Here is a 22579-nt window from a genome sequence, read left to right as displayed (position 1 = left end):
AAATCTTCTTTCGTTGCGAGTTCTATATTAATACATTGAAGTATTATTTTTGTGTACGTTTGATATCGGCACCTAAAGATTTTAATTTACCATGTAAATCTACATAACCTCTATCTAAGTGTATTAACTCAGTAACTTGGGTTGTGCCATCAGCTACAAGTCCTGCTAAAATAAGTGCCGCAGCTGCACGTAAATCTGTTGCTTTTACTTGAGCGCCTTGAAGCTCACTTTTACCTTCAATTTTTGCGCTTCTACCTTCAACCTGTATCTTAGCGTTCATGCGTTTGAATTCTCCAACATGCATAAATCTATTTTCAAATACTGTTTCAGTCACTACTTTATGGCCGTCTGCTGTAAGTAACAGTGCCATCATTTGTGATTGCATATCTGTTGGAAAACCTGGATGAGGAAGTGTTTTAATATCTACAGGATTTAATGGACCATCTGCTGTAACACGGATCGTATCACCTTGATAATCTAAATTTACGCCCATTTCTTCTAATTTATAAACTAAACTTGTCATGTGTTCTTTGATAGCTCCGTTTACAATTATATCACCACGTGTAATTGCACCTGCAATAAGTAACGTTCCTGCTTCAATTCTGTCAGGAATAATCGAATGTTCCACACCATGTAATGCTTCAACACCATGAATAGTTATCGTATCCGTACCGGCGCCTACTACATTACCGCCCATTTCATTGATATAGTTTGCTAAATCAACAATCTCTGGTTCACGTGCTACGTTTTCTAATACTGTTTTACCTTCAGCTAATGATGCAGCCATAATGATATTCTGAGTCGCTCCTACACTTGGAAAATCTAAGTGAATTGAAGTACCTTTCAATCCATTTTCAGTGCTGGCATAAATAAAACCACCGTCCATATGGATATCGGCACCCAACTCTTCAAAGCCTTTGATATGTTGTTCGATAGGTCTTGAACCAATTGCACAACCACCTGGCAATGCAACTTTTGCATGACCTAGACGAGCTAATAATGGACCCATTACAAGTATACTTGCTCTCATTTTACTCACATACTCATATGGTGCCTCTTCATTTAATTCCTTTGTAGCATCAACAGTGACAGATTCTTCTTCTTTATTGTATGAAACATCTGCGTTTAATGTTGAAATCACATTATTAATCGTCTCCACATCACTAAGTGCTGGTACATTCATAAGTTTACTAACACCTTTTGATGCTAATAGTGAAGCAGTTAATACTGGTAATACAGCATTTTTTGCACCTGATACTTTCACTTCACCAGTTAATCTATTTCCACCATTAATCTCTATCATATCCATCTTAAATCCTCCACTTAACTACTTTTATATTTCATTAAAATTCATCTTTTTTTATGTACTCTTAAATTATTATATCTGTAAACCAAACAAAGATACAGATATTTGAATTATTGTGCTAAATATTTTATTTGAGTTGAAAATTGTAGTAAATCTACAATAAAATTACTTACTGCTGTACCTAACAATATTGCTAAAAATATCATACATATTTGTACTTGAGCTGGATACCCTTTTTTAAAAAATTGCTCTAACCTTATTGAGTTAAGTGCCCAATAAGCAAGACAAATACAAAGCACATGTAAGATAAGATGTACAACTGAAAATTGTCCTAAATACTCCATAAGCCATACTCCTCACTTGATACTATTCAACTATTTTACACGAAATTGGCTCTAAAAGATACTTAAGAACAGCGATCAAACCCCTAATATAACTAAATGTTATATTTTGCTATTCCCTAATAGCATAAAAGATATTCATATTAAATATAAAGATAAAAATATTTTATGTATATCGCGTGATAAAATTTTCTATATAGTAATTAAGCCAATTTATTTATAGGTCATCCTTCAATAAAATTTACGAACTATGAGCATGTTGAAATTTTTTATAATAAAAAAATGAAGTCCCTGTTGTTAGGAACTTCAAATTTCAAATAATATTTATTGTAAGTTAGCGACACGAATACGGTTGTTAGCGCGTTCTAACGCACGCTTAGCTCTACTAATGTCACTATTATCTTCTTCATTATTTATATGAGATTCTGCTCTAGATTTAGCTAATTCTGCTCTAGCTACATCTATTTCGTTAGCAGGTTCTGCAGTTTGTACAATAACCGATAATTTATCTTGTCTAACCTCAACAAAACCTTCACTCACTGCAATATATTCTGAACCATTATCAAAGTTAATTTTGACATAGCCAATTTCAAGTGCTGCAACTGTTGGAATATGTCCATACATGACACCGATCTCACCTGCAGTTGTTTGGAACACTGCAAGATTAACATCTTCTCGGTTGTTAACAGAACCATTAGGAGTGACAATATTTAGGCTTAATGTGTTCATTATCCATACCTCCTAATTTTTAAACTTCAACACCCATGTCTTTAGCTTTAGCAATTACTTCTTCCATACTACCAACAAGACGGAATGCATCTTCTGGGATATGGTCATACTCGCCATCTAAAATTGCTTTGAAACCTTCTACAGTTTTTTGAACTGGAACGTAAGAACCTTTTTGACCAGTGAATTGTTCTGCTACGTGGAAGTTTTGTGATAAGAAGAACTGAATACGACGTGCGCGTTCTACAGTTTGTTTATCTTCTTCCGATAATTCATCCATACCTAAAATAGCAATGATATCTTGTAACTCTCTATATTTTTGTAGAGTAGATTGTACATCACGTGCTATTTCATAATGATCTTGTCCAACAATTGTTGGGTCAAGTGCTCTTGAAGTAGATGCTAACGGATCAACCGCTGGATAGATACCCATTTCAGTTAATTTACGTTCTAAGTTTGTAGTTGCATCTAAGTGAGCAAATACTGCTGCTGGCGCAGGGTCAGTATAGTCATCGGCAGGTACGAATACCGCTTGGATTGAAGTAACCGAACCTTTGTTTGTTGATGTAATACGTTCTTGTAATTGTCCCATTTCTGTACCTAATGTTGGTTGGTACCCAACAGCTGAAGGCATACGACCTAACAATGCTGATACTTCTGAACCAGCCTGTGTAAATCTGAAAATGTTATCAACGAATAGTAATACATCTTGTCCTTGTTCGTCACGGAAATATTCTGCCATTGTTAAACCAGATAATGCTACACGCATACGTGCACCAGGCGGTTCATTCATTTGACCGAATACCATTGCAGTTTTCTTAATAACACCACTTTCGCTCATCTCGAAGTATAAGTCATTACCTTCACGTGTACGTTCACCAACACCCGCAAATACAGAAATACCACCATGTTCTTGAGCAATGTTATTAATTAATTCTTGAATTAATACAGTTTTACCAACACCGGCTCCACCGAATAAACCGATTTTACCACCTTTGATATATGGTGCTAATAAATCGATGACTTTAATTCCTGTTTCTAAAATTTCAACTTTAGTAGATAATTCATCGAATGCAGGTGCTTCTCTATGAATTGGATCACGTCGAACTGAATCTTCAATTTTTTCATCTAAATCAATTGTGTCGCCAAGTACATTAAATACTCGACCTAGTGTAATATCTCCAACTGGTACGCTGATACTTTCACCACTATCTCGAACTTCTGTACCACGTTTAACACCATCAGTTGAATCCATTGCAATCGTACGTACTACATTATCGCCAAGTTGTAATGCAACTTCTAATGTAAGCGTGACAGTACCTTCATCTCTTTCAACGTCGACTGTTAAAGCATTGTTAATTTCTGGAACTTCATTGTGCTCAAAGCGAACATCAATTACTGGACCCATAATTTGTGTTACACGGCCTAATCCCATGCTTTTTTGCCTCCTTTAATAATTATTCAAGCGCAACTGATCCACCAACAATTTCAGTAATTTGTTGAGTGATTTCTGCTTGTCTAGCTCTGTTATATTCAATTGATAAATCATCAATAATCTCTGTCGCATTATCAGATGCATTTTTCATAGCAGTCATACGCGTCGCATGTTCACTTGCTTTTGCATCTAAAATCGTTCCATATATTAAACTCTCTACATACTGAGGTAGAATAACGCTTAAGATTGCTTCTTTGTCTGGCTCAAATTCATAAGAAGACATTTGACCATGTCCTAAACTTGAATCTTCTGGAGACAATGGAAGTACGGTTTTCATGGAAGGTGTATTTTCTAATACACTGACGAAATGACTATAGTAGATTTTAACCTCATCTACTGCTTCATCGCTATATAAATCTACCGCTTTTTTAGCGATCGCTTGTATTTCTTTAAATGAAGGTTGATCAGGTACTTCAACAAGTGAATCATGAATTTCATAACCTTTATTTTTAAGGAAGTCCACACCAGTTTGCCCTAATACTAAAATTGAATATTCATCTTTGCTAGCATGTTTATTCTCAATATCGTTAACTAAATGCTTCAATACATTTGCATTATACGCGCCGGCCAAGCCTTGATCACTTGTAATGACAATATAGCCACTTTTCTTCACTTCACGTTGTTGTAACATTGGATGATTTGAATTTTTATCTGCACCAGCAACCGCAGTAATTGCATCTTGCATTTTTTCCATATAAGGTCTGAATTGATTTGTATTTCTTTCAGCACGACGCAATTTCGAACTTGAAACCATGTTCATTGCTTTCGTAATTTGTTTCATCTTTTTAGTTGATTTTATACGTGTATCAATCTCTTTAAGAGATCCCATTATCTCACCACCTTTTATTTACTATAACTATTATGCTTCTGTTTTACTGAAACTTTTTTTTTGAATTCAGTAATAGCTGATTCAAATGCATCTTCGTTAGGTAAAGCACCAGAAGTTTTGATTTCGTCTAATAATTCAGAGGCATTTGATTTCGCCCATTGATTTAATTCTGCTTCAAAACGAGTGATATCTTCAACTGGAATATCATCTAAATAACCTTTAGTTAGAGCATAGATAATTAATACTTGGTTCTCTACAGGTAGTGGTTGGTTTTTATCTTGTTTTAAAATTTCAACTGTACGTTTACCACGTTCTAATTTTTGTGCAGTAAATTCATCTAAATCAGAACCAAATTGAGCAAATGATTCTAATTCACGGAACGACGCTAAGTCTAAACGTAAAGTACCCGCAACTTTTTTCATTGCTTTAATCTGTGCAGAACCACCAACACGTGATACTGACTGACCAGCATTGATTGCAGGTCTTACACCCGAGAAGAATAAGTCTGATTGTAAGAAAATTTGTCCATCAGTAATTGAAATAACGTTTGTTGGTACATATGCTGCGATGTCGCCAGCTTGTGTTTCGATAATTGGTAATGCAGTAATTGAACCGCCACCTAATTCATCGTTTAATTTTGCTGCTCTTTCTAATAATCTACTATGTAAGTAGAACACGTCACCAGGGTAAGCTTCACGGCCTGGAGGTCTACGTAATAGTAATGATAATTCACGATAAGCCGCAGCTTGTTTTGTTAAATCATCATAAACAATTAATACATCCTTACCATCAAACATGAACTCTTCAGCCATAGCTACACCAGAATACGGTGCAATATAAAGCATTGGTGCTGGATCGGCTGCAGAAGCAGAAACAATAATTGTATAATCCAACGCGCCTTCTTGACGTAATTTTTCAACGTTTGTACGTACAGTTGAATCTTTTTGACCGATTGCAACATAAATACAAATCGTATCTTGGTTTTTTTGGTTTAAAATCGTATCAATTGCAACTGTCGTTTTACCAGTTTGACGGTCGCCTATAATTAATTCACGTTGACCACGGCCAATTGGTACTAATGCGTCAATCGCTTTAATACCTGTTTGTAATGGTTCATCAACTGATTTACGATCCATGACACCAGTTGCTTTTTTCTCAACTGGGCGTGTCTTTGTTGTGTTAGCAGGTCCTTGTCCATCTATTGGTTGTCCTAATGGATTAACAACACGGCCAAGTAATTCTTCACCAACAGGAACTTCCATAATACGTCCAGTACGTTTTACTTCGTCCCCCTCTTTAATGTCGCCGTAAGGGCCTAAAATTACGACACCTACATTTGACTCTTCTAAGTTTTGTGCTAAACCTAGAACGCCGCTATTAAATTCTACTAGCTCACCAGCCATAACATCATTTAATCCGTGGATTAATGCTATACCATCACCTATTTGTAGTACTGTACCTACATCAGTAACAGCCATTTCTGACTCATAATTTTCTATTTGTGAGCGAAGTAATGCACTGATTTCTTCAGCTTTAATGGCCATCTATGTCACTCCTTAAATTTTTATTTCACTCTAATAAATTGTTTCTCTAATTGTGCAAGATCATTTTTAATACTTGCGTCCATGACTTTCGTTCCAACTTTAACTCGGACACCACCGATAAGGTCTGGATTGATTTTATTTGTAATCATGATTTTAGAGTAATTTGTACGTGATTTAATTATTGTATCAATACGTTCTAAATCTTCATCTGACAATTCATATACTGATTCAACTACAGCATATTCCTGATTGTGATGTTGATTAAATAAAGCTTCAAATTCTATATATATTTCATGAATGTAAGAAAGATGACGGTTACTTGCAAGAATCGTTAACATGTTTTGTAAGTATTGATTGGCATGACCAAACACTACTTTTGCAAAACTACGACGCTGTTGTACATCTTTTTGTGGATCTGCATCCAATGCTTGTAATTTTTTTGTTTCAGGTTGTACTGCTTCGTTGATTGTTGAAAATTCTTCGTACATCATTTCAAGATTGTTTGTGTCTTTAGCAGTATCAAATAAAGCCTTGGCATATTTTTTTGCTATGATAGCCATTATTTATCGCCTGCCTCTTTAATGTACTTTTCAACTAATTCTTTTTGATCTTTGCCTGAAATTTCTTTTTGAAGTACTTTTGATGCAATCAGTACTGAAAGTTCAGAAACTTGATTATTAATATCAGCAATTGCACGTTCTTTTTCACTGTTGATTTCATTCTGTGCTGTTTCAATCATGCCATTTGCTCTAATGTTTGCTTCATGAATAATTTCTTCATGTTGTTTGCGGGCTTGGACTTTAGAATCTTCTAAAATCTTTTGAACCTCATCTTGTGTTTCTTTTAGCGTTTGTTTGTTTTGTTCTTCTAACTTCTGTGCATTTAATTTAGCTTGTTCAGCATCATCTATATCTTTATTAATATCATGTTCACGTTGATCCATTACACCTTTTAACGGACCCCAAGCGAATTTTTTCAATAAAGCTACTAATATAAGAAAAGTTACAAGGGTAACAAGAATTGTTCCCCACTGAACACCACTAGTGTCAGCCGCACCAAGTACGAACATATTTGTCGTAGCAGTCACTTACATAGACACTCCTTTCATTCATTATAATTATAAGTCATATGGATAAAAACGAACGGCGAAAGTCAACAAGACTTCGCCATAAAACTGGTTTAATTATAGTGACATGAAAGCGATAACTACACCGATGATTGGTAGTGCTTCAACTAAGCCAACACCAATGAACATAATACCCATTAATTGACCACGTGCTTCTGGTTGACGTGCTACACCTTCTACTGTTCTTGAAACGATAAGACCATTACCAATACCTGCACCTAGTGCTGATAAGCCGATTGCGATTGCTGCTGCGATTAAATTCATTTATAAATCCTCCTAATTTTTCTTTTTAAAATTTTTTAATTAATGACTGTCCTGAACTTTATGGGACATGTATACCATTGAAAGCATTACAAAAATATAAGCCTGAATCGTACCAATAAATATTGAGAACCCTTGCCAAACAATTAAACCTGGGATACCTATCAACCATCCCCATGCTGGGAAACCGATAACTAAACCTGCTAATAAACCAAGCAGTAACTCACCTGCAAAGATATTACCGTATAGTCGTAAACCTAATGTCAATGTTGAAGTGAATTCTTCAAAGATATTAATAGGTAATAAGAATATAGGCTTAGTATAGTTCTGGAAGTATCCTTTTGGACCCTTCATTTTAACACCGTAATAGTGTGTTAAAAGGATAACTAAAGTTGACAATGTCAAAGTAACAGTTGCATCAGCTGTTGGTGATTTCCACCACAGTGTATGACCTGAAATTAATTGAAAAGGTAATCCAATCATATTACTGACAAATATGAAGAATATTAATGTAACAGCAAGGAAATGGAATTGACCACCTTTAGACCATGCCATGTTACTTTCGATAACTCCTCTTACAAAGTCAAAAACCCACTCTATAAAGTTTTGCTTACCAGATGGACGTTTCTTGAGGTTGCGTGTACAAATAATAGCTATGACAAAAACAATAAGCGCTGTAATAACCAACATCATAATTGATGATAGGTTAAACACGATGTCTAGACCGAATACATTCCAACTGACTAGAGGGTCTTTATGATCCATGCTTTCTCACCTCTTTCATATTAAGATTTTATTCCTTGTGTAAAAACGGTTTCAAAACCATTAACACATAAGAAATCATTAAACCAATAACCACACCAATTATATTTATATAGTCCTTATAAAAATACCAAATACAACATGCAAGAATCACAACCAAATATCTCCAAACGTTGCCCGTTGAAATATGTATATTATCTTTTTGTTTAGCTTTCGCTAAGTAAAACTCGAAAGTAAAAGTATTAATAAGTGATCCAATCATGCCTATGATAAGTCCTAAAATAAATGGCGAACTTGTGAAAATAAACACAAATAACAGTACAACTATACCATATAAATAAAATTGTATATACTGTTGAAAAATGATGTTGAAACGTTTCATTACTGTGCCTCACTTCATTTTTTCATTCAATGATGAAAACCATTTCAATCATACAGTTTTAATAATAATATAGGGCGGTAAAGGTGTCAATTCTATTCAAAATGTAGTTTAATTTTTTATACACTTGTCACAAAAACGACACATTTACCACTATTAATATTTAAAAAAACTAGGTTTTTTTGGAATTAGATGAAAATAATACTTTATATTTTCACAAATTCTATTTGATGCATTTCCATCACCATAAGGGTTGCGCGCTTCACTCATTGATTTGTACAATTGCTTGTCTTCCAATAATGCTTGCGTAGCATCAAAAATCATTTGCGTATTTGTACCAACAATTTTCAGTGTGCCTGCTTCTACACCTTCTGGTCTTTCAGTTGCTTCTCTTAAAACTAATACCGGTTTACCTAGAGATGGTGCTTCTTCTTGAACTCCACCTGAATCCGTTAATATCAAATAAGATTGATGCGCAAAATTATGAAAATCAACTACTTCTAATGGTTCGATCAATTCAATTCGATCATGATTAGATAAGTATAAATCTGCAATGCTTCTTACTTTTGGATTTTTATGTACAGGGTAAACGACTACTACATCTTCATATTTATCAACAATATCTCTTACTGCTTTAAAAATGTGCTCCATTGGCGATCCAATATTTTCACGTCTGTGGGCAGTTAGTAAAATAATACGTTTATCTTTATGTCTGTCGATAATATCAGATTGATAATGTTCATGTATGGTAGTCTTCATGGCATCAATTGCAGTATTCCCAGTAACTACTACAGTATCTGACGGTTTATTTTCCGCAATAAGATTTTCTGCAGCATTATTAGTAGGGGCAAAGTTCAAATCTGCCATTACCCCTACCATTTGTCTATTCATTTCTTCAGGAAATGGAGCATATTTATCCCAAGTTCTTAACCCTGCTTCCACATGGCCAATAGGAATTTGATTATATAATGCTGCCAAACTTCCAGCGAAAGTTGACATGGTGTCACCATGCACAAGTATCATATCTGGTTGCTCTTCCTTAATAACGTCCTCTAATTTAGTCAAAATACGAGAAGTAATTTCAGATAATGATTGGCCTTGTTTCATAATATCCAAATCGTAATCTGGCGTAATATGAAAGCTTTCCAATACAGAATCTAACATTTCTCTATGCTGTGCAGTAACTACTACTATCGGTTCCAACTCAGCATCATCTCGCAATGCTAATACAAGCGGCGCCATTTTCACTGCCTCAGGACGTGTCCCGAACACAGTCATTATTTTCTTCATTCTACTCCACTCCTGGGTAAAACTATTTTGTTCCGAATAAACGGTCTCCAGCATCACCTAAACCAGGTGTAATGTATGCATGATTATCTAATTTCTCATCTAATGCAGCTATAAAAATATCTACATCTTCATGTGCTTCTTGTAATTTTTCTACACCTTCAGGCGCAGCAACTAAACACATAAAACGAATGTTTTTCGCACCACGTTTTTTAAGAGAATTGATTGCTTCAATTGCTGAAGCACCTGTCGCTAACATTGGATCTACGACTACAATTTCTCTTTCTTCGATATCTTGGGGTAATTTCACAAAATATTCAACTGCATCAAGTGTTTCAGGATCTCTATATAGACCCACGTGACCTATTCTCGCTGCTGGTACTAAGTTTAAAATACCTTGTGTCATACCTAACCCAGCTCTTAAAATTGGTACAAATGCTAATTTTTTACCCGTTAATCTTTTAGCTACCATTTTAGTAACCGGTGTATCTATTTCTACATCTTGTAATTCTAAATCTCTTGTTACTTCGTATGCCATTAACATACCTACTTCATCTACTAATTCTCTGAATTCTTTAGTCCCTGTATGTACGTCTCGAATGTAACTTAATTTGTGTTGAATAAGTGGGTGATCAAAAACATGTACTTTGCCCATAATTTACTTCCTCCAATTTTAATTGTATAAAGGATGTTTTGTAGTTAATGCTTTAACTCTTTCTTTTCCTTCTTCTAATGCTTTTTCATCTTCTGGATTTCTTAAAACTAAACTGATGATTTTTGCAACTTCTTCAAAAGCAGCTTCATCAAATCCACGTGTTGTTGCAGCAGGCGTACCTAAACGAACACCGCTTGTTACAAATGGTTTTTCTTGATCAAACGGAATTGTATTTTTATTACATGTAATACCTACAGCATCTAATGTTTCTTCAGCTACTTTACCAGTGATACCTACTGAACCTTTAACATCTACAGATACTAAATGATTATCTGTGCCGCCTGAAACGACTCTATAGCCTTCTTTAGTTAATGTATCTGCTAACGTTTTAGCATTATTAACTACTTGTTGCTGATATGTTTTGAAGTCGTCTTGTAGTGCTTCACCAAAAGCAACTGCTTTCCCAGCAATAACGTGTTCTAACGGGCCGCCTTGAATACCAGGGAAGATTTTTTTATCAATTTGCTTTTTGTACTCTTCTTTACATAAAATCATTCCACCACGAGGGCCGCGTAATGTTTTATGTGTTGTAGTAGTTACAAAATCTGCATATTCAACAGGGTTTTGATGTAAACCAACTGCAACTAAACCTGCAATATGCGCCATATCTACCATTAATTTTGCCCCTACTTCATCTGCAATCTCTTTGAATCGTTTGAAATCAATAGTTCGAGAATAAGCAGATGCGCCTGCGACAATTAATTTAGGTTTATTTTCTTTAGCTACTCTTAACACTTCATCATAATCAATTTGTTCATTTTCTTTGTCTACGCCATACTCAACAAAGTTATAAAATTGTCCACTAAAGTTAACAGGCGAACCATGTGTTAAGTGACCACCATGACTTAAATTCATACCTAATACAGTATCACCGTGTTCTAATGCTACTAGATAAACAGCCATATTTGCTTGTGACCCAGAGTGTGGCTGTACGTTAACGTGTTCAGCACCAAAAAGTTGTTTGGCACGTTCGATAGCTAATGTTTCAGACACATCCACGTATTCACATCCACCATAGTATCTTCTGTTTGGATAGCCTTCAGCATATTTGTTCGTTAATACTGAACCTTGCGCTTCCATAACTGCTTCAGAAACAAAGTTCTCTGAAGCAATCAGCTCGATATTGTTATTTTGACGGTTAAATTCATTTTGAATCACTTCATATATTTCTTTATCTTGCTCTTGAATAAATGACATAGGTAAATCCCCCTCGTTCTGTATTAGTTATATTTTGCTCTTTCGCCACCAATTTTCTTAGGTCTTGAAGAAGCGATTGTAACAACTGCCTCACCAATCTGTTTAATACTTGTACGTTCTGGAATGGCTACATGCGCAATATGCATGCCAATTAATGTTTGACCAATATCAATACCTTTTGGCACTGTTATTTGTTCAACAACCATTGGATCTTGCATATGTTGGTAAGCATAAGTTGCTAAGCTACCACCTGCATGAACATCTGGTATAACAGACACTTCTTCCATTGTAAGGGGATTGAACTTAGACCTTTCTATCGTTATTGCCCTGTTAATATGTTCACAGCCTTGAAATACAAAAGAAACATTTGTATCATTCTCAATTTCCTTTAATGCTTCAAATATTTCTTGTGCTACATCCATAGAACCTACACTACCTATACGCTCACCAATTACTTCGGATGTAGAACAACCAATCACACATAATTCATCTGCTTTAAAGAAAGACTTAGTCTTTAACTCATTTAACAATAACTTTAGATCTTCCATTCTCCCACCCCTTTTAAAATAATGATTTAAAAAAAGTATTTAAACACCTTGATGCTATGAGACATACAAGATTAGACGATAGCAATTTCGCTATACGTATATTATTATAACGTATTTAGCTACTCACTCATACTACTTTAACAAAATTATTACTTTAATATTTTATTTTTTAAAGTATCTATCAACAAATTTAATTCATTATATATTTTATTATAATCATATAACGTTCCACCATATGGATCAGTGATTTCTCCTTCTTGTTGAACATATTCCGTGATTGTATACACTTTTCCTGCTTCTCCATATATTTGTTGTATCGTTTCTTTGTGCGATTGTGACATTGTTAATATTAAATCAGCATTTAAATCCTCTACAGTAAAACATTTAGCATTATTCGGTAATGGTAAATGATGTTCATTTATAATGCTCAGTGCGTTCTGAGACGTAGGCTGACCCTCTTGAGCAAAAACACCTCGTGATTCTATGATATATTCAGGCATTTTTGCTTTGGCAATACTTTCAGCCATTGGACTTCTACACGTATTACCAGTACAAACAAAAATTATTCTCATAGTTGATCTCCTTTAACAATGGTTTGACTTGCAGCTTTCATCATTCTATTCATAATCGCTACGGTATGATCAGTGATATCAAAGCCATAAATAAATGCTGTTTTAATTTGTTCATTTTGGTCGATATGATGCAATATTTTATAAAGGTTATGATTCGCACCTCTAATATCATTTTCATTTTTACACAATTCTATAAAAACGGACCCTTCAGGGACAAGCGCTCGCTTATCACTTGGAACGATAAATGCTGTTTGACTCCAATCTTTTTCTTCTGAAGGTTTTACATTGAATGCTTGAACAATTTGTAACGGTGTATCTGGCGCATAATGTTTATATTTCATTCCTGGTGCGATTGGTTTATCGTTATCAAAAGTGTTTGCTGTAGATACGCTATTAGGTAACACCGCTTCAATCATCGGTTTTGTTATTGAACCCGGCCTAGCAATTCTAAATGGAAACTGTGTGCAATCTAACACAGTACTTTCCAAACCTTCTTCACTTTGATCACCGTTTATCATGCCATTGATACGACCATTTAAGTCTGAATAAACGTGCTCAAATGTTGTAGGAGAAGGTCTACCACTTAAATTTGCGCTCGGTGCTGCTATTGGTATGTCTACAAATTGTAAAATTTGTCTGCCGATTGAATGGCTTGGCATTCTAACAGCAATTGATGATAAACCACCACTTACACTTTCACATAAGTATCCTTTTTTAAGCGGTAATATAAAAGAAATTGGTCCAGGCCAAAAATGTTTCATCAATAATTTAATTTCGTCTGTTATATCTTGTGTAAAATGCTCTATTTGTTTTAAGTCATGTATATGTACAATCAACGGGTTATCTGAAGGTCTACCTTTCGCTTCATATATCTTTTTGATTGCTTCAGCATTTCTCGCGTCTGCACCAAGACCATATACTGTTTCTGTTGGTATTGCAATCAAGCCTCCTTGTTCAAAGATGTGCTTGATTTCATTTATATCTGGAAATTGATTGATTTCATTTTTATACTGTTGTAAATCCCAAATCTTCGTTTCCATTTAGTCCCTCCATTTCTTCTCATGATCCATTTTAGAATAAAATAAAAAGTTATGCACTCTCATGATTTATCATGTTCAGTACATAACTTCTTATTACCACTCGAAAGAAATAATTCTATCGTTATTATTAATATCTTTTATAATTTGAACATCTAATGAAGGATATTTAGATTGTATTCTTTGTTTCAATGTTTGACCTTGTTTATAGCCAATTTCAAAAACGACCCTTGCATTCGGCAGAAGTACTTCCGGTAATTGATTTAATATTGCATCATAAACCTTATACCCATTATCTTCTGCAAATAATGCAGAATGCGGTTCATACTTCAATACTGTGTCATTCATCAGGGCAGCTTCACTATCATCAATATAAGGCGGATTAGAAATTAAACCATTTACTTTTATACCTTGTTCTATTAAAGGTTCTAATGCATCACCCTGCAAAAAGTGAATATCTACTTGATGATTAAGCGCATTTTCTTGCGCTACAGCTAATGCCGCATCATATAAATCTGTAGCATAGACAGTTAATGAACGATTCATCTTCTTGAGTATAATTGGAATATTGCCACTGCCTGTACCAATATCAACAATTGTATCATTCGAATGAATTTCGTGATAAAAGTGTAACATGACTTCCTCAGTTTCAGGTCTAGGTATTAAACAATCTTCAGTCACCTTGAATGTTTCACCATAAAATGATTGGCTTCCAACAATATACTGAATCGGTTCACCTTTTAACATTCGAACTTCAGCGTCGTCATATAAATTTAAATGTATATCCGACATTACTTCATCCTTATGCATCAAATAATCCGCTTTACTCCATTGCAATAGATCTAACATCAACCATTCTGCTCGAGTAGTTTCAATGTCTAGTTCAATGCATTTATTTTTTGCATTAGTCAGTCGTGTTTTATAATTCACCATTGTTAAGTTCTTTCAATTTATCAGTTTGTTCAGCTAATGTTAATGCATCTATCACTTCGTCTAATTTCCCTTCCATTACTTGATCTAACTTCTGAATCGTTAAACCAATACGGTGGTCAGTCACTCGACTTTGAGGATAATTATACGTTCTAATTCGCTCTGAACGATCACCAGAACCTACTGCCGATTTACGTTGCGCTGCATATTTTTGTTGTTCTTCTTGTAATTTCATATCAAATAAACGTGCTTTCAAAACCTTCATAGCTTTTTCACGGTTTTGAATTTGTGATTTTTCTGAAGATGTTGCAATGATTCCAGTCGGAATATGTGTAATACGTACAGCTGAATCCGTAGTATTGACATGTTGTCCACCCGCGCCACTTGAACGATAAGTATCTACCTTAATATCTTCGTTACGTACTTCAATTTCTACATCTTCAACCTCTGGTAGTACTGCGACTGTAGCAGTTGATGTATGGATACGTCCGCCAGATTCTGTCTCAGGTACGCGTTGTACACGGTGGGCGCCATTTTCATATTTCAACTTACTATATGCGCCTGATCCTGAAATTGAGAAACTAATTTCTTTATAACCACCATGGTCACTTTCAGCAGCTTCTACAATTTCTGTTTTATAGCGTTGTGCTTCAGCGTATTTAGAATACATTCTAAATAAATTCCCTGCAAAAATTGCAGCTTCATCTCCACCAGCAGCAGCACGTATTTCAACAATAACGTCTTTCTCATCGTTAGGGTCTTTAGGAATAAGTAAAAATTTAAGGTTCTCTTCTAGTGCAGGAACTTGATTGTTAAGTGATTGATGTTCTTCTTTTAACATCTCAATTTCATCACTATCTTTTGTTTCTTTCAACATTTCTTCTATTTCAACGATGTCTTCTTTAACTTGTTTATAATTGCGATATACTTCTACAGTTTTTTGTAGATCTGATTGTTCTTTTGAATATTTTCTTAAATTATCTGGATCGCTTACTACATCTGGATCACTTAACAATTCATTTAATTGTTCATATCTTTCTTCTACGATATCTAATTGATCAAACACTACATTTCCTCCTTCATATTATTACTTGGTGCGACAATATGATGCGCTCTGCATCTTGGTTCATAACTTTCATTTGCACCAACTAATATAACTGGATCATCTATTTTTGCTGGGTTACCATCAATCAACCTTTGCGTGCGGCTTGAAGATGCACCACAAACAGCACAAACAGCTTGTAGTTTAGTCACTTCTTCACTTACTGCTAGTAGGTGTGGAATAGGTTCAAACGGTTCCCCTCGGAAATCCATATCTAATCCCGCTGTAATGACTCTATGGCCTTTTTTAGCTAATTGTTCAACAATATTAACTACACCTTCTTCAAAAAACTGCACTTCATCGATGCCTATAACATCTGTATCTGACAAATCGTGCTTAAGTATCTCAGCCGCTGTCGAAATATTAATTGCTTCAATAGCGTTGCCATTATGAGAAACAATCTTATCTTTATGATAGCGGTCATCTATAGCTGGTTTAAATACAACTACTTTTTGCTTAGCATAAAGGCCTCGTCTTAATCGACGAATTAACTCTTCAGATTTACCACTAAACATGCTTCCAGTAATACATTCAATCCACCCGGAATGATAAGTTTCATACATTATGCGTTCCACCTTTTTCAAAACATAATCGATTCATTATAGCATATTTTTTAATTTGAAATATGCTATTTCTTCAAGATATTGAGTTATTTTATGTATAAAAATTATTAAAATTGTAATGTTCTCAATTAGGGACTTATATTTATAAAACGCTAACTAAAACAAAAAAGCATTCTCATATAATGAGAATGCCTTATAACAACGATTACTCGTCGCTTGATTTGATTCCGAATTTTTTGTTGAAACGTTCCACACGGCCATCCGCAGCAGCGAATTTTTGGCGTCCTGTGTAGAATGGATGTGAATCAGATGAAACATCTAAACGAATAACTGGGTATTCGTTGCCATCTTCCCATTCCATAGTCTCTTTTGAAGATTTTGTTGAACCACTTAGGAATTTAAAATTCGTAGTTGTATCTAAAAAGATTACATTGTGGTATTCAGGATGAATATTTTTTCTCATTATTTTCAGCTCCTTTGCCCTGAACCATCTGGAACAGAGTTGTTTGTGAGTTTTTACCCAATACTTGATAATTATAATTGCTTTAAAACCAAAACGCAACCCTAAATCATATATTAGCTTGATAACACTTCGCTAATTTCAACTTAAATAATTGGTTTGCCTGTTTTAGTGCTTTCTTTAGCAGCCTTTTGTAATTGCTCAAAAAATTCTGCATTATTTTCTGTACGTTTTAATTTACGTACAAATCTTTCTGTAAAATCAATTGAATCAGTAAACATATTACGTAATTGCCATAATGACTCTAAATCTTTTGAAGAAATAAGTAATTCTTCTTTACGCGTTGAACTACGACCGATATCAATAGCTGGAAATACACGACGTTCTGCCAATTTACGGTCTAGATGTAATTCCATGTTACCAGTACCTTTAAATTCTTCATAAATCATATCGTCCATACGCGACCCTGTATCAACTAACGCGGTAGCTAATATCGTCATACTGCCACCAGCTTCAATATTTCTAGCAGCACCGAAAAATGCTTTTGGCTTGTGTAATGACGCAGGATCTAAACCACCGGACAATGTACGTCCGCTTGGTGGTATGACAAGGTTGTATGCACGAGCTAACCTTGTAATTGAATCCATTAATATAATGACATCTTTCCCTACTTCAACAAGTCTTTTTGCACGTTCCAATAAAAGCTCTGCAACTTTAACATGGTGTTGTGGTGGCTCATCAAATGTAGAATGCACAACTTCAGCAGATTCAACAGAGCGTTCAATATCTGTTACTTCTTCTGGACGTTCTCCGACTAATAATACAAATAATTCTGCATCTGGTTTGTTGATAGCAATAGCGTTAGCAATCTCTTTTAATAGAGACGTTTTACCAGCTTTTGGCGGTGCAACAATAAGTCGACGTTGACCCAAACCAATTGGCGTAATTAAATCCATAATACGAGTCGAAAAATTTTGTTTCGTTGTTTCTAAAACGATTCGCTCTTCAGGATATAATGGTGTTAACGCTTGAAAGTGAGGTCTTTTTTTAACTTCTTCTGCATTCTCGTCGTTTACAAAATCAACTTGTAGTAAACCATAATACTTTTCATTATCCTTTGGTTTTCTTACTTTACCAGTAACTTTATCGCCGCGTTTGATTTCAAAACGACGTATTTGGCTGGCAGAGATATAAATATCTTTTTCACCTTTTGAATAATTAACTGTTCTAAGGAAACCATAACCATCTTGTTGGATGTCATCTAATACACCCTCCATATAATAATTACCGTCTTTTTCCATTTGCGCTTCCATAATGGCAAGAACAAGTTCTTTTTTATTAAGTTTACTATAATTTGTTAGTTTTAGAGATTTTGCTTTTTGAGTGAGATCTTTTGTAGTGTAATTTTTGTATAATTCGTGGAACGATTCATACTGAGGTGATGTTCGTACTTTATCAGGCATTATCTTGCACCCATTTCATAAATAAGTTTTTAAATAACGCAGCGTGCTACGCTACTTACTTTTATAACTATAGCAAATTTCTTATTTAATTACAAAATGTATTTCAGTTTTTATAAATTATAAAAGCAAGGCAGTTAAACTGCCTTGCTTCATTTAAATTATTTAATTACTGCTAAAATTTATTATTTGTAATAGCCAGCAATAGACTTAACTTCTAGGAATTCTTCGATGCCGTAGTCGCCCCATTCGCGTCCAATACCAGATTGTTTATAACCGCCAAATGGTAAGTCTGATTTGCGACCAGCTTCATTAATTTCTACTGTACCAGCTTCAATTGAACGTGCTACTTTGTGTAATGTGTCTTTGTCATTACCGTAAACATATCCAGCTAAGCCATATTTAGTATCATTTGCAATTTTAATTGCTTCATCTAAATCATTGTAAGTGATAATTGACATTACTGGACCAAAAATTTCTTCTTGTGCGATTGTCATACTATTATCAACATTATTAAATATTGTTGGGCGTGCAAAGTAACCTTTTTCTAAGCCTTCAGGTTTACCAGGTCCACCATAGAATAATTCTGCACCTTCTTCAATACCTTTATCGATATATGATTGTACTTGGTCAAATTGTTTTTTACTTATGATTGGACCAACTTGAGTGCCCTCTTCGCGTGGATCACCGACTTTAACTTGGCTGAATTTTTCTTTTACAGCTGTTAAGAATTCTTCTTTTAGACTTGCTGGTACTAATGTTCTTGTACCTGCAGTACAAACTTGACCAGTGTTGCTAACAACTTTACCAGTTGCTGCACTTGCTGCGCCCTCAATATCTGAATCATCTAAAATAATATATGGTGATTTACCACCTAATTCAAGTGATACTTTTTTGAAGTCTTCAGCTGCTTTTTTCATAATGCTTGAACCAGTTGGGCCAGAGCCAGTGAATGACATCATTCTTACTTTCGGATGTTCGCTTAATGGATTACCTACACCTTGTCCATCACCATTCACTAAGTTAAACACACCTTTTGGCACACCTACTTTATCAAAAATCTCAGCCAAAATAATTGCGGCAAACGGCGTCTCTTCAGATGGTTTTAATACGACTGGACTACCTGCTGCAAAAGCGGCAGACAATTTCAATGAAGTTTGGTTTGTCGGGAAATTCCAAGGTGTAATTAAGCCAGAAACACCAATTGCTTCCTTCACAACTAAATCATCGCCACGACGTTCTTCAAATTCAAAATTATCTAATGCATCACGTGCTGCTTCAAAGTGATCTAGTCCCATTTGATAATGTACTTTTTCTGATACTGATAGAGGTGCACCTAATTCGTCAGTAATTGCCTCTATAAGATCATCTTTTCTATTCTTATATTCTTGTACTATTTTATCTAATAATGTTCTTCTTTCTTCTATTGAGCTGTGTCTAAATTCTAGATACACATTTTCTGCAGCGTCTACTGCTTTATCAACATCTTCTTTATTACCTTTCGCAATTGTACCTGCTACTTCTTCTGTTGCTGGATTAATCACTTCTAGTGTTTCTCCACTAGTGCTTTCAATCCATTCTCCGTTAATATATTGTTTAGTGAAATTTCTCATCAATAATTCACTCCCTAATTTGTGTTGATAATTATATTCTAACCGAGATTCTATATTTTTAAACATTAATGCTCACGCTATATGACTACAAACGTTGTTATTAAGCGTTTTCTAATCATTTTTCATTAATGATTAGTCTTAACAATAACCTTGAACCTCACAATTTATAAGTTACAAAATTTTTTCTTTTTTTGGAAACAAAAAAGAAGTCTATGACATGTCATAGACTTCTTCAGAACGTAGACAAACCATTTGCTGTAAAGGCATTTGGTTTATTTTTTTATAAATATAGCGTAATTTTAAAAATAAAAAGTGGTCTTTCAGACCATTTCTGGCCCTTTTATGAGCCACATTGCCATTTTCTTAAGATTCATGGCAGCACAAATCAGCGTGGTATCCATGGAAACTTTTTTTATACCTCTATATCGTGTCCATCTCATACCATGCTGCTCTTTTGCATCTCCAAATCTTCTTTCAATTGTTTGGCTTCGCAATTTATATTGAGTTTTTATAGTATCAACAAATCTCAAATCTTCAACTATATCTAAATCATTTTGCCATACGTGTCGTCTTATTTGTTTGATAGCATCTTTACTCTCTGTACATTGATTTAACAAAGGACAATGACGGCATTTATTAGGATTGGATACATACAATCTGTGACCTGTTGGCATTGTTCGTTTAAATATCAATGTTTCATCGTTAGGACAAATATAATTATCATAGTATTCATCGTAGATGAAATCCTTAGTTCTAAAATAACCTGGTTTTCCTTTAGGTCTCGTGTAAGGCATTGCTGGGATAATCGTTTTTTCAAGTAAGTAATGCGCGTTAAAAGGTGTTTTATATCCAGAATCAACAGCTAATGTGATTGGCAACATATTTTTCACTTCTAATCTTTCAATCATTGTTTTGAGTTGTGTACTATCATGAACATTACCAGGTGTCACGTGTTTATCGATGATAAAGCCGTTTCTATCTACGCAAGCATGTAAGCTATAAGCAAATTGTTTTTCGCGTTTTCCTTTTACATAGTAACCAGAGTCTGGATCAGTCGTACTTACTTTTTTACTTTTGTATTCCTCCTTCTTTTTCTTTTTTATAGGCTTTTTTCCTTGAGATAATCTTTGTTCATTAATTTCATTATCTAATTCTTCTTGGAAATGAAGTGAATCTTTTTTCACTAATTCAGTTATATATTTATTTTTATTTGCGTTTGCCTTTATATGTGTTGAATCAATGAATAAAGATGAATGATCTATTAAATTATTTTTGATTGCGATTTTAAGAATTCTTTCAAATATTTGTTCAAATAAATCTGTATCATGAAAACGACGTGTATAGTTTTTACTAAATGTACCGAAATGAGGTACTTTATCTAAAAAGCTATAACCTAAATACCAACGGTAAGCTACGTTCGTTTCTATTTCTTTTATCGTTTGTCTCATTGACTTTATTCCAAATAATCTTTGAATAAGTAATATCTTAACTAAAATTACAGGATCAATTGATGGTCTTCCATTATCAAGACAATATTTGTCTTCGACAAGTTCATAAATGAAATTTAAATCCAATATACTATCTACTCTACGTAATAAGTGATTACTAGGAACTAATTCCGATATTGAAATCATTTCATATTGATCTCTTTTATCGATTGATTTATTCAACATTACAAACACCACCACTGTTTAATTTAAATATATTATATTATTTTTGTTTAAAAAATGGCAGTAATTTGTGCCGACTCCTGCGGGAAAAGCACTAGCCGAAGACTACAGGCTGAGGCTGTGCCCGCGGAAAGCGTGCACAAAAAAAGTGCCAACAAAGTCGGAGACTTTGTCGACACTCTGAAGAAGTCTATGACATGTCATAGACTTCTTTTCTTATTATAACGCTTTAAATCTTCGTTCATAGACTTTGATATTATTGATTTTCAAGTTCAATAAAATCTTGCGCCCACTTTTCCATTGGTACTAATGCTGCCGCTAGTGCATCACCTTTATCCGTAAGTTGGTATAATATGTTCATCGGGCTTGTAGAAACTATTTTTTTCTCTACAAGACCCCATTCACTTAAGTCTGTTAATTTTATACTAAGTGCACGTGGTGTAATTGTTTTCAAATCACGTTTCATATCCGAAAAATGAGCAGATTCTTCTGGACACCTAGACAAATAATTAATAATAAGACCATTCCAACTTCTACCTACTATTTTAAAGGTCTCTTCAAGATAAGGGCAAACCTCCATGGTCATCACCTCATATCGTTTTTATTCTATAATCTGAGTTACTAAAATATATTTCAAGTACTTAGTATATTAAGTA

The 22579-nt window shown here is 34.5% G+C and carries 25 protein-coding genes; all 25 read right to left on the bottom strand.

Going from position 1 to position 22579, the window contains the following annotated elements:
• Positions 1 to 43 precede the first annotated feature (43 nt).
• The 25 genes from murA to AAA453_RS05700 all read right to left on the bottom strand — a co-directional run bounded on the left by murA (position 44) and on the right by AAA453_RS05700 (position 22503).
• The gene (gene murA / locus AAA453_RS05820) at positions 44 to 1309 is read right to left on the bottom strand and encodes a UDP-N-acetylglucosamine 1-carboxyvinyltransferase (RefSeq protein ID WP_046466131.1); all 1266 of its coding nucleotides are present in this window, start codon (positions 1307 to 1309) and stop codon (positions 44 to 46) included.
• A gap of 107 nt (positions 1310 to 1416) precedes the next feature.
• On the bottom strand, positions 1417 to 1650 hold the full coding sequence (locus tag AAA453_RS05815) for a DUF1146 family protein (protein WP_046466132.1): 234 nt from the start codon (positions 1648 to 1650) through the stop codon (positions 1417 to 1419).
• Between the two features lie 321 nt (positions 1651 to 1971).
• Positions 1972 to 2376, bottom strand: coding sequence for a F0F1 ATP synthase subunit epsilon (locus tag AAA453_RS05810; protein ID WP_002507082.1), 405 nt, complete (start codon positions 2374 to 2376; stop codon positions 1972 to 1974).
• Between the two features lie 19 nt (positions 2377 to 2395).
• Entirely contained in the window at positions 2396 to 3808 is a 1413-nt protein-coding gene (gene atpD, locus AAA453_RS05805) for a F0F1 ATP synthase subunit beta (protein ID WP_427706849.1), read from the bottom strand.
• A 22-nt stretch (positions 3809 to 3830) separates the two neighbouring features.
• Positions 3831 to 4697: an ATP synthase F1 subunit gamma gene (atpG, locus tag AAA453_RS05800; protein WP_046466134.1), complete on the bottom strand. Its 867-nt coding sequence runs from the start codon at positions 4695 to 4697 to the stop codon at positions 3831 to 3833.
• A gap of 14 nt (positions 4698 to 4711) precedes the next feature.
• Complete coding sequence (atpA, locus tag AAA453_RS05795; protein WP_427706846.1) at positions 4712 to 6241, bottom strand: F0F1 ATP synthase subunit alpha; 1530 nt, start codon at positions 6239 to 6241, stop codon at positions 4712 to 4714.
• Between the two features lie 20 nt (positions 6242 to 6261).
• Positions 6262 to 6801, bottom strand: a complete 540-nt coding sequence (locus AAA453_RS05790; RefSeq protein ID WP_046466136.1) for a F0F1 ATP synthase subunit delta — start codon at positions 6799 to 6801, stop codon at positions 6262 to 6264.
• The gene (locus tag AAA453_RS05785; protein WP_021339776.1) at positions 6801 to 7328 is read right to left on the bottom strand and encodes a F0F1 ATP synthase subunit B; all 528 of its coding nucleotides are present in this window, start codon (positions 7326 to 7328) and stop codon (positions 6801 to 6803) included. The genes AAA453_RS05790 and AAA453_RS05785 overlap by 1 nt, the downstream gene beginning before the upstream one ends.
• A gap of 96 nt (positions 7329 to 7424) precedes the next feature.
• Positions 7425 to 7631 (bottom strand): F0F1 ATP synthase subunit C, encoded by a 207-nt coding sequence (gene atpE / locus AAA453_RS05780; protein ID WP_002507076.1) that lies wholly within the window; start codon positions 7629 to 7631, stop codon positions 7425 to 7427.
• A gap of 39 nt (positions 7632 to 7670) precedes the next feature.
• Positions 7671 to 8393: a F0F1 ATP synthase subunit A gene (gene atpB, locus AAA453_RS05775; protein ID WP_046466137.1), complete on the bottom strand. Its 723-nt coding sequence runs from the start codon at positions 8391 to 8393 to the stop codon at positions 7671 to 7673.
• Positions 8394 to 8421: 28 nt separating this feature from the next.
• Entirely contained in the window at positions 8422 to 8772 is a 351-nt protein-coding gene (locus tag AAA453_RS05770; RefSeq protein ID WP_427706844.1) for an ATP synthase subunit I, read from the bottom strand.
• A 153-nt stretch (positions 8773 to 8925) separates the two neighbouring features.
• Complete coding sequence (gene wecB / locus AAA453_RS05765) at positions 8926 to 10059, bottom strand: non-hydrolyzing UDP-N-acetylglucosamine 2-epimerase (RefSeq protein WP_427706841.1); 1134 nt, start codon at positions 10057 to 10059, stop codon at positions 8926 to 8928.
• Between the two features lie 22 nt (positions 10060 to 10081).
• Entirely contained in the window at positions 10082 to 10711 is a 630-nt protein-coding gene (upp, locus tag AAA453_RS05760) for a uracil phosphoribosyltransferase (protein WP_427706839.1), read from the bottom strand.
• 18 nt (positions 10712 to 10729) lie between these two features.
• Complete coding sequence (glyA, locus tag AAA453_RS05755) at positions 10730 to 11968, bottom strand: serine hydroxymethyltransferase (RefSeq protein WP_069817681.1); 1239 nt, start codon at positions 11966 to 11968, stop codon at positions 10730 to 10732.
• 23 nt (positions 11969 to 11991) lie between these two features.
• Positions 11992 to 12516 (bottom strand): TIGR01440 family protein, encoded by a 525-nt coding sequence (locus AAA453_RS05750; RefSeq protein WP_069817680.1) that lies wholly within the window; start codon positions 12514 to 12516, stop codon positions 11992 to 11994.
• Between the two features lie 149 nt (positions 12517 to 12665).
• Positions 12666 to 13088: a low molecular weight protein arginine phosphatase gene (locus tag AAA453_RS05745; RefSeq protein ID WP_427706837.1), complete on the bottom strand. Its 423-nt coding sequence runs from the start codon at positions 13086 to 13088 to the stop codon at positions 12666 to 12668.
• Positions 13085 to 14128 (bottom strand): L-threonylcarbamoyladenylate synthase, encoded by a 1044-nt coding sequence (locus AAA453_RS05740; protein WP_427706835.1) that lies wholly within the window; start codon positions 14126 to 14128, stop codon positions 13085 to 13087. The genes AAA453_RS05745 and AAA453_RS05740 overlap by 4 nt, the downstream gene beginning before the upstream one ends.
• Positions 14129 to 14221: 93 nt before the next feature.
• Complete coding sequence (gene prmC, locus AAA453_RS05735; protein WP_427706833.1) at positions 14222 to 15058, bottom strand: peptide chain release factor N(5)-glutamine methyltransferase; 837 nt, start codon at positions 15056 to 15058, stop codon at positions 14222 to 14224.
• Complete coding sequence (gene prfA / locus AAA453_RS05730; RefSeq protein WP_285324348.1) at positions 15045 to 16121, bottom strand: peptide chain release factor 1; 1077 nt, start codon at positions 16119 to 16121, stop codon at positions 15045 to 15047. Before prfA ends, prmC begins: the two co-directional genes overlap by 14 nt.
• Positions 16121 to 16720, bottom strand: a complete 600-nt coding sequence (locus AAA453_RS05725; RefSeq protein ID WP_002507065.1) for a thymidine kinase — start codon at positions 16718 to 16720, stop codon at positions 16121 to 16123. Before AAA453_RS05725 ends, prfA begins: the two co-directional genes overlap by 1 nt.
• A gap of 205 nt (positions 16721 to 16925) precedes the next feature.
• A complete protein-coding gene (locus AAA453_RS05720; RefSeq protein ID WP_046466146.1) occupies positions 16926 to 17183 on the bottom strand; it encodes a type B 50S ribosomal protein L31 in 258 nt (85 codons plus the stop codon).
• A 143-nt stretch (positions 17184 to 17326) separates the two neighbouring features.
• On the bottom strand, positions 17327 to 18643 hold the full coding sequence (gene rho / locus AAA453_RS05715) for a transcription termination factor Rho (RefSeq protein WP_427706831.1): 1317 nt from the start codon (positions 18641 to 18643) through the stop codon (positions 17327 to 17329).
• Positions 18644 to 18825: 182 nt separating this feature from the next.
• Positions 18826 to 20253 (bottom strand): aldehyde dehydrogenase family protein, encoded by a 1428-nt coding sequence (locus AAA453_RS05710; RefSeq protein WP_069817676.1) that lies wholly within the window; start codon positions 20251 to 20253, stop codon positions 18826 to 18828.
• A gap of 320 nt (positions 20254 to 20573) precedes the next feature.
• Positions 20574 to 21926 carry an IS1182 family transposase gene (locus tag AAA453_RS05705; protein WP_427706829.1) on the bottom strand — a complete coding sequence of 451 codons (1353 nt, stop codon included), beginning with the start codon at positions 21924 to 21926 and terminating at the stop codon, positions 20574 to 20576.
• A gap of 253 nt (positions 21927 to 22179) precedes the next feature.
• Entirely contained in the window at positions 22180 to 22503 is a 324-nt protein-coding gene (locus tag AAA453_RS05700) for a winged helix-turn-helix transcriptional regulator (RefSeq protein ID WP_427706827.1), read from the bottom strand.
• Positions 22504 to 22579 lie beyond the last annotated feature (76 nt).

Source organism: Staphylococcus parequorum (assembly GCF_039237145.1).
Lineage (GTDB): Bacteria > Bacillota > Bacilli > Staphylococcales > Staphylococcaceae > Staphylococcus > Staphylococcus equorum_A.
This window is presented reverse-complemented; position numbering and strand designations above follow the sequence as displayed.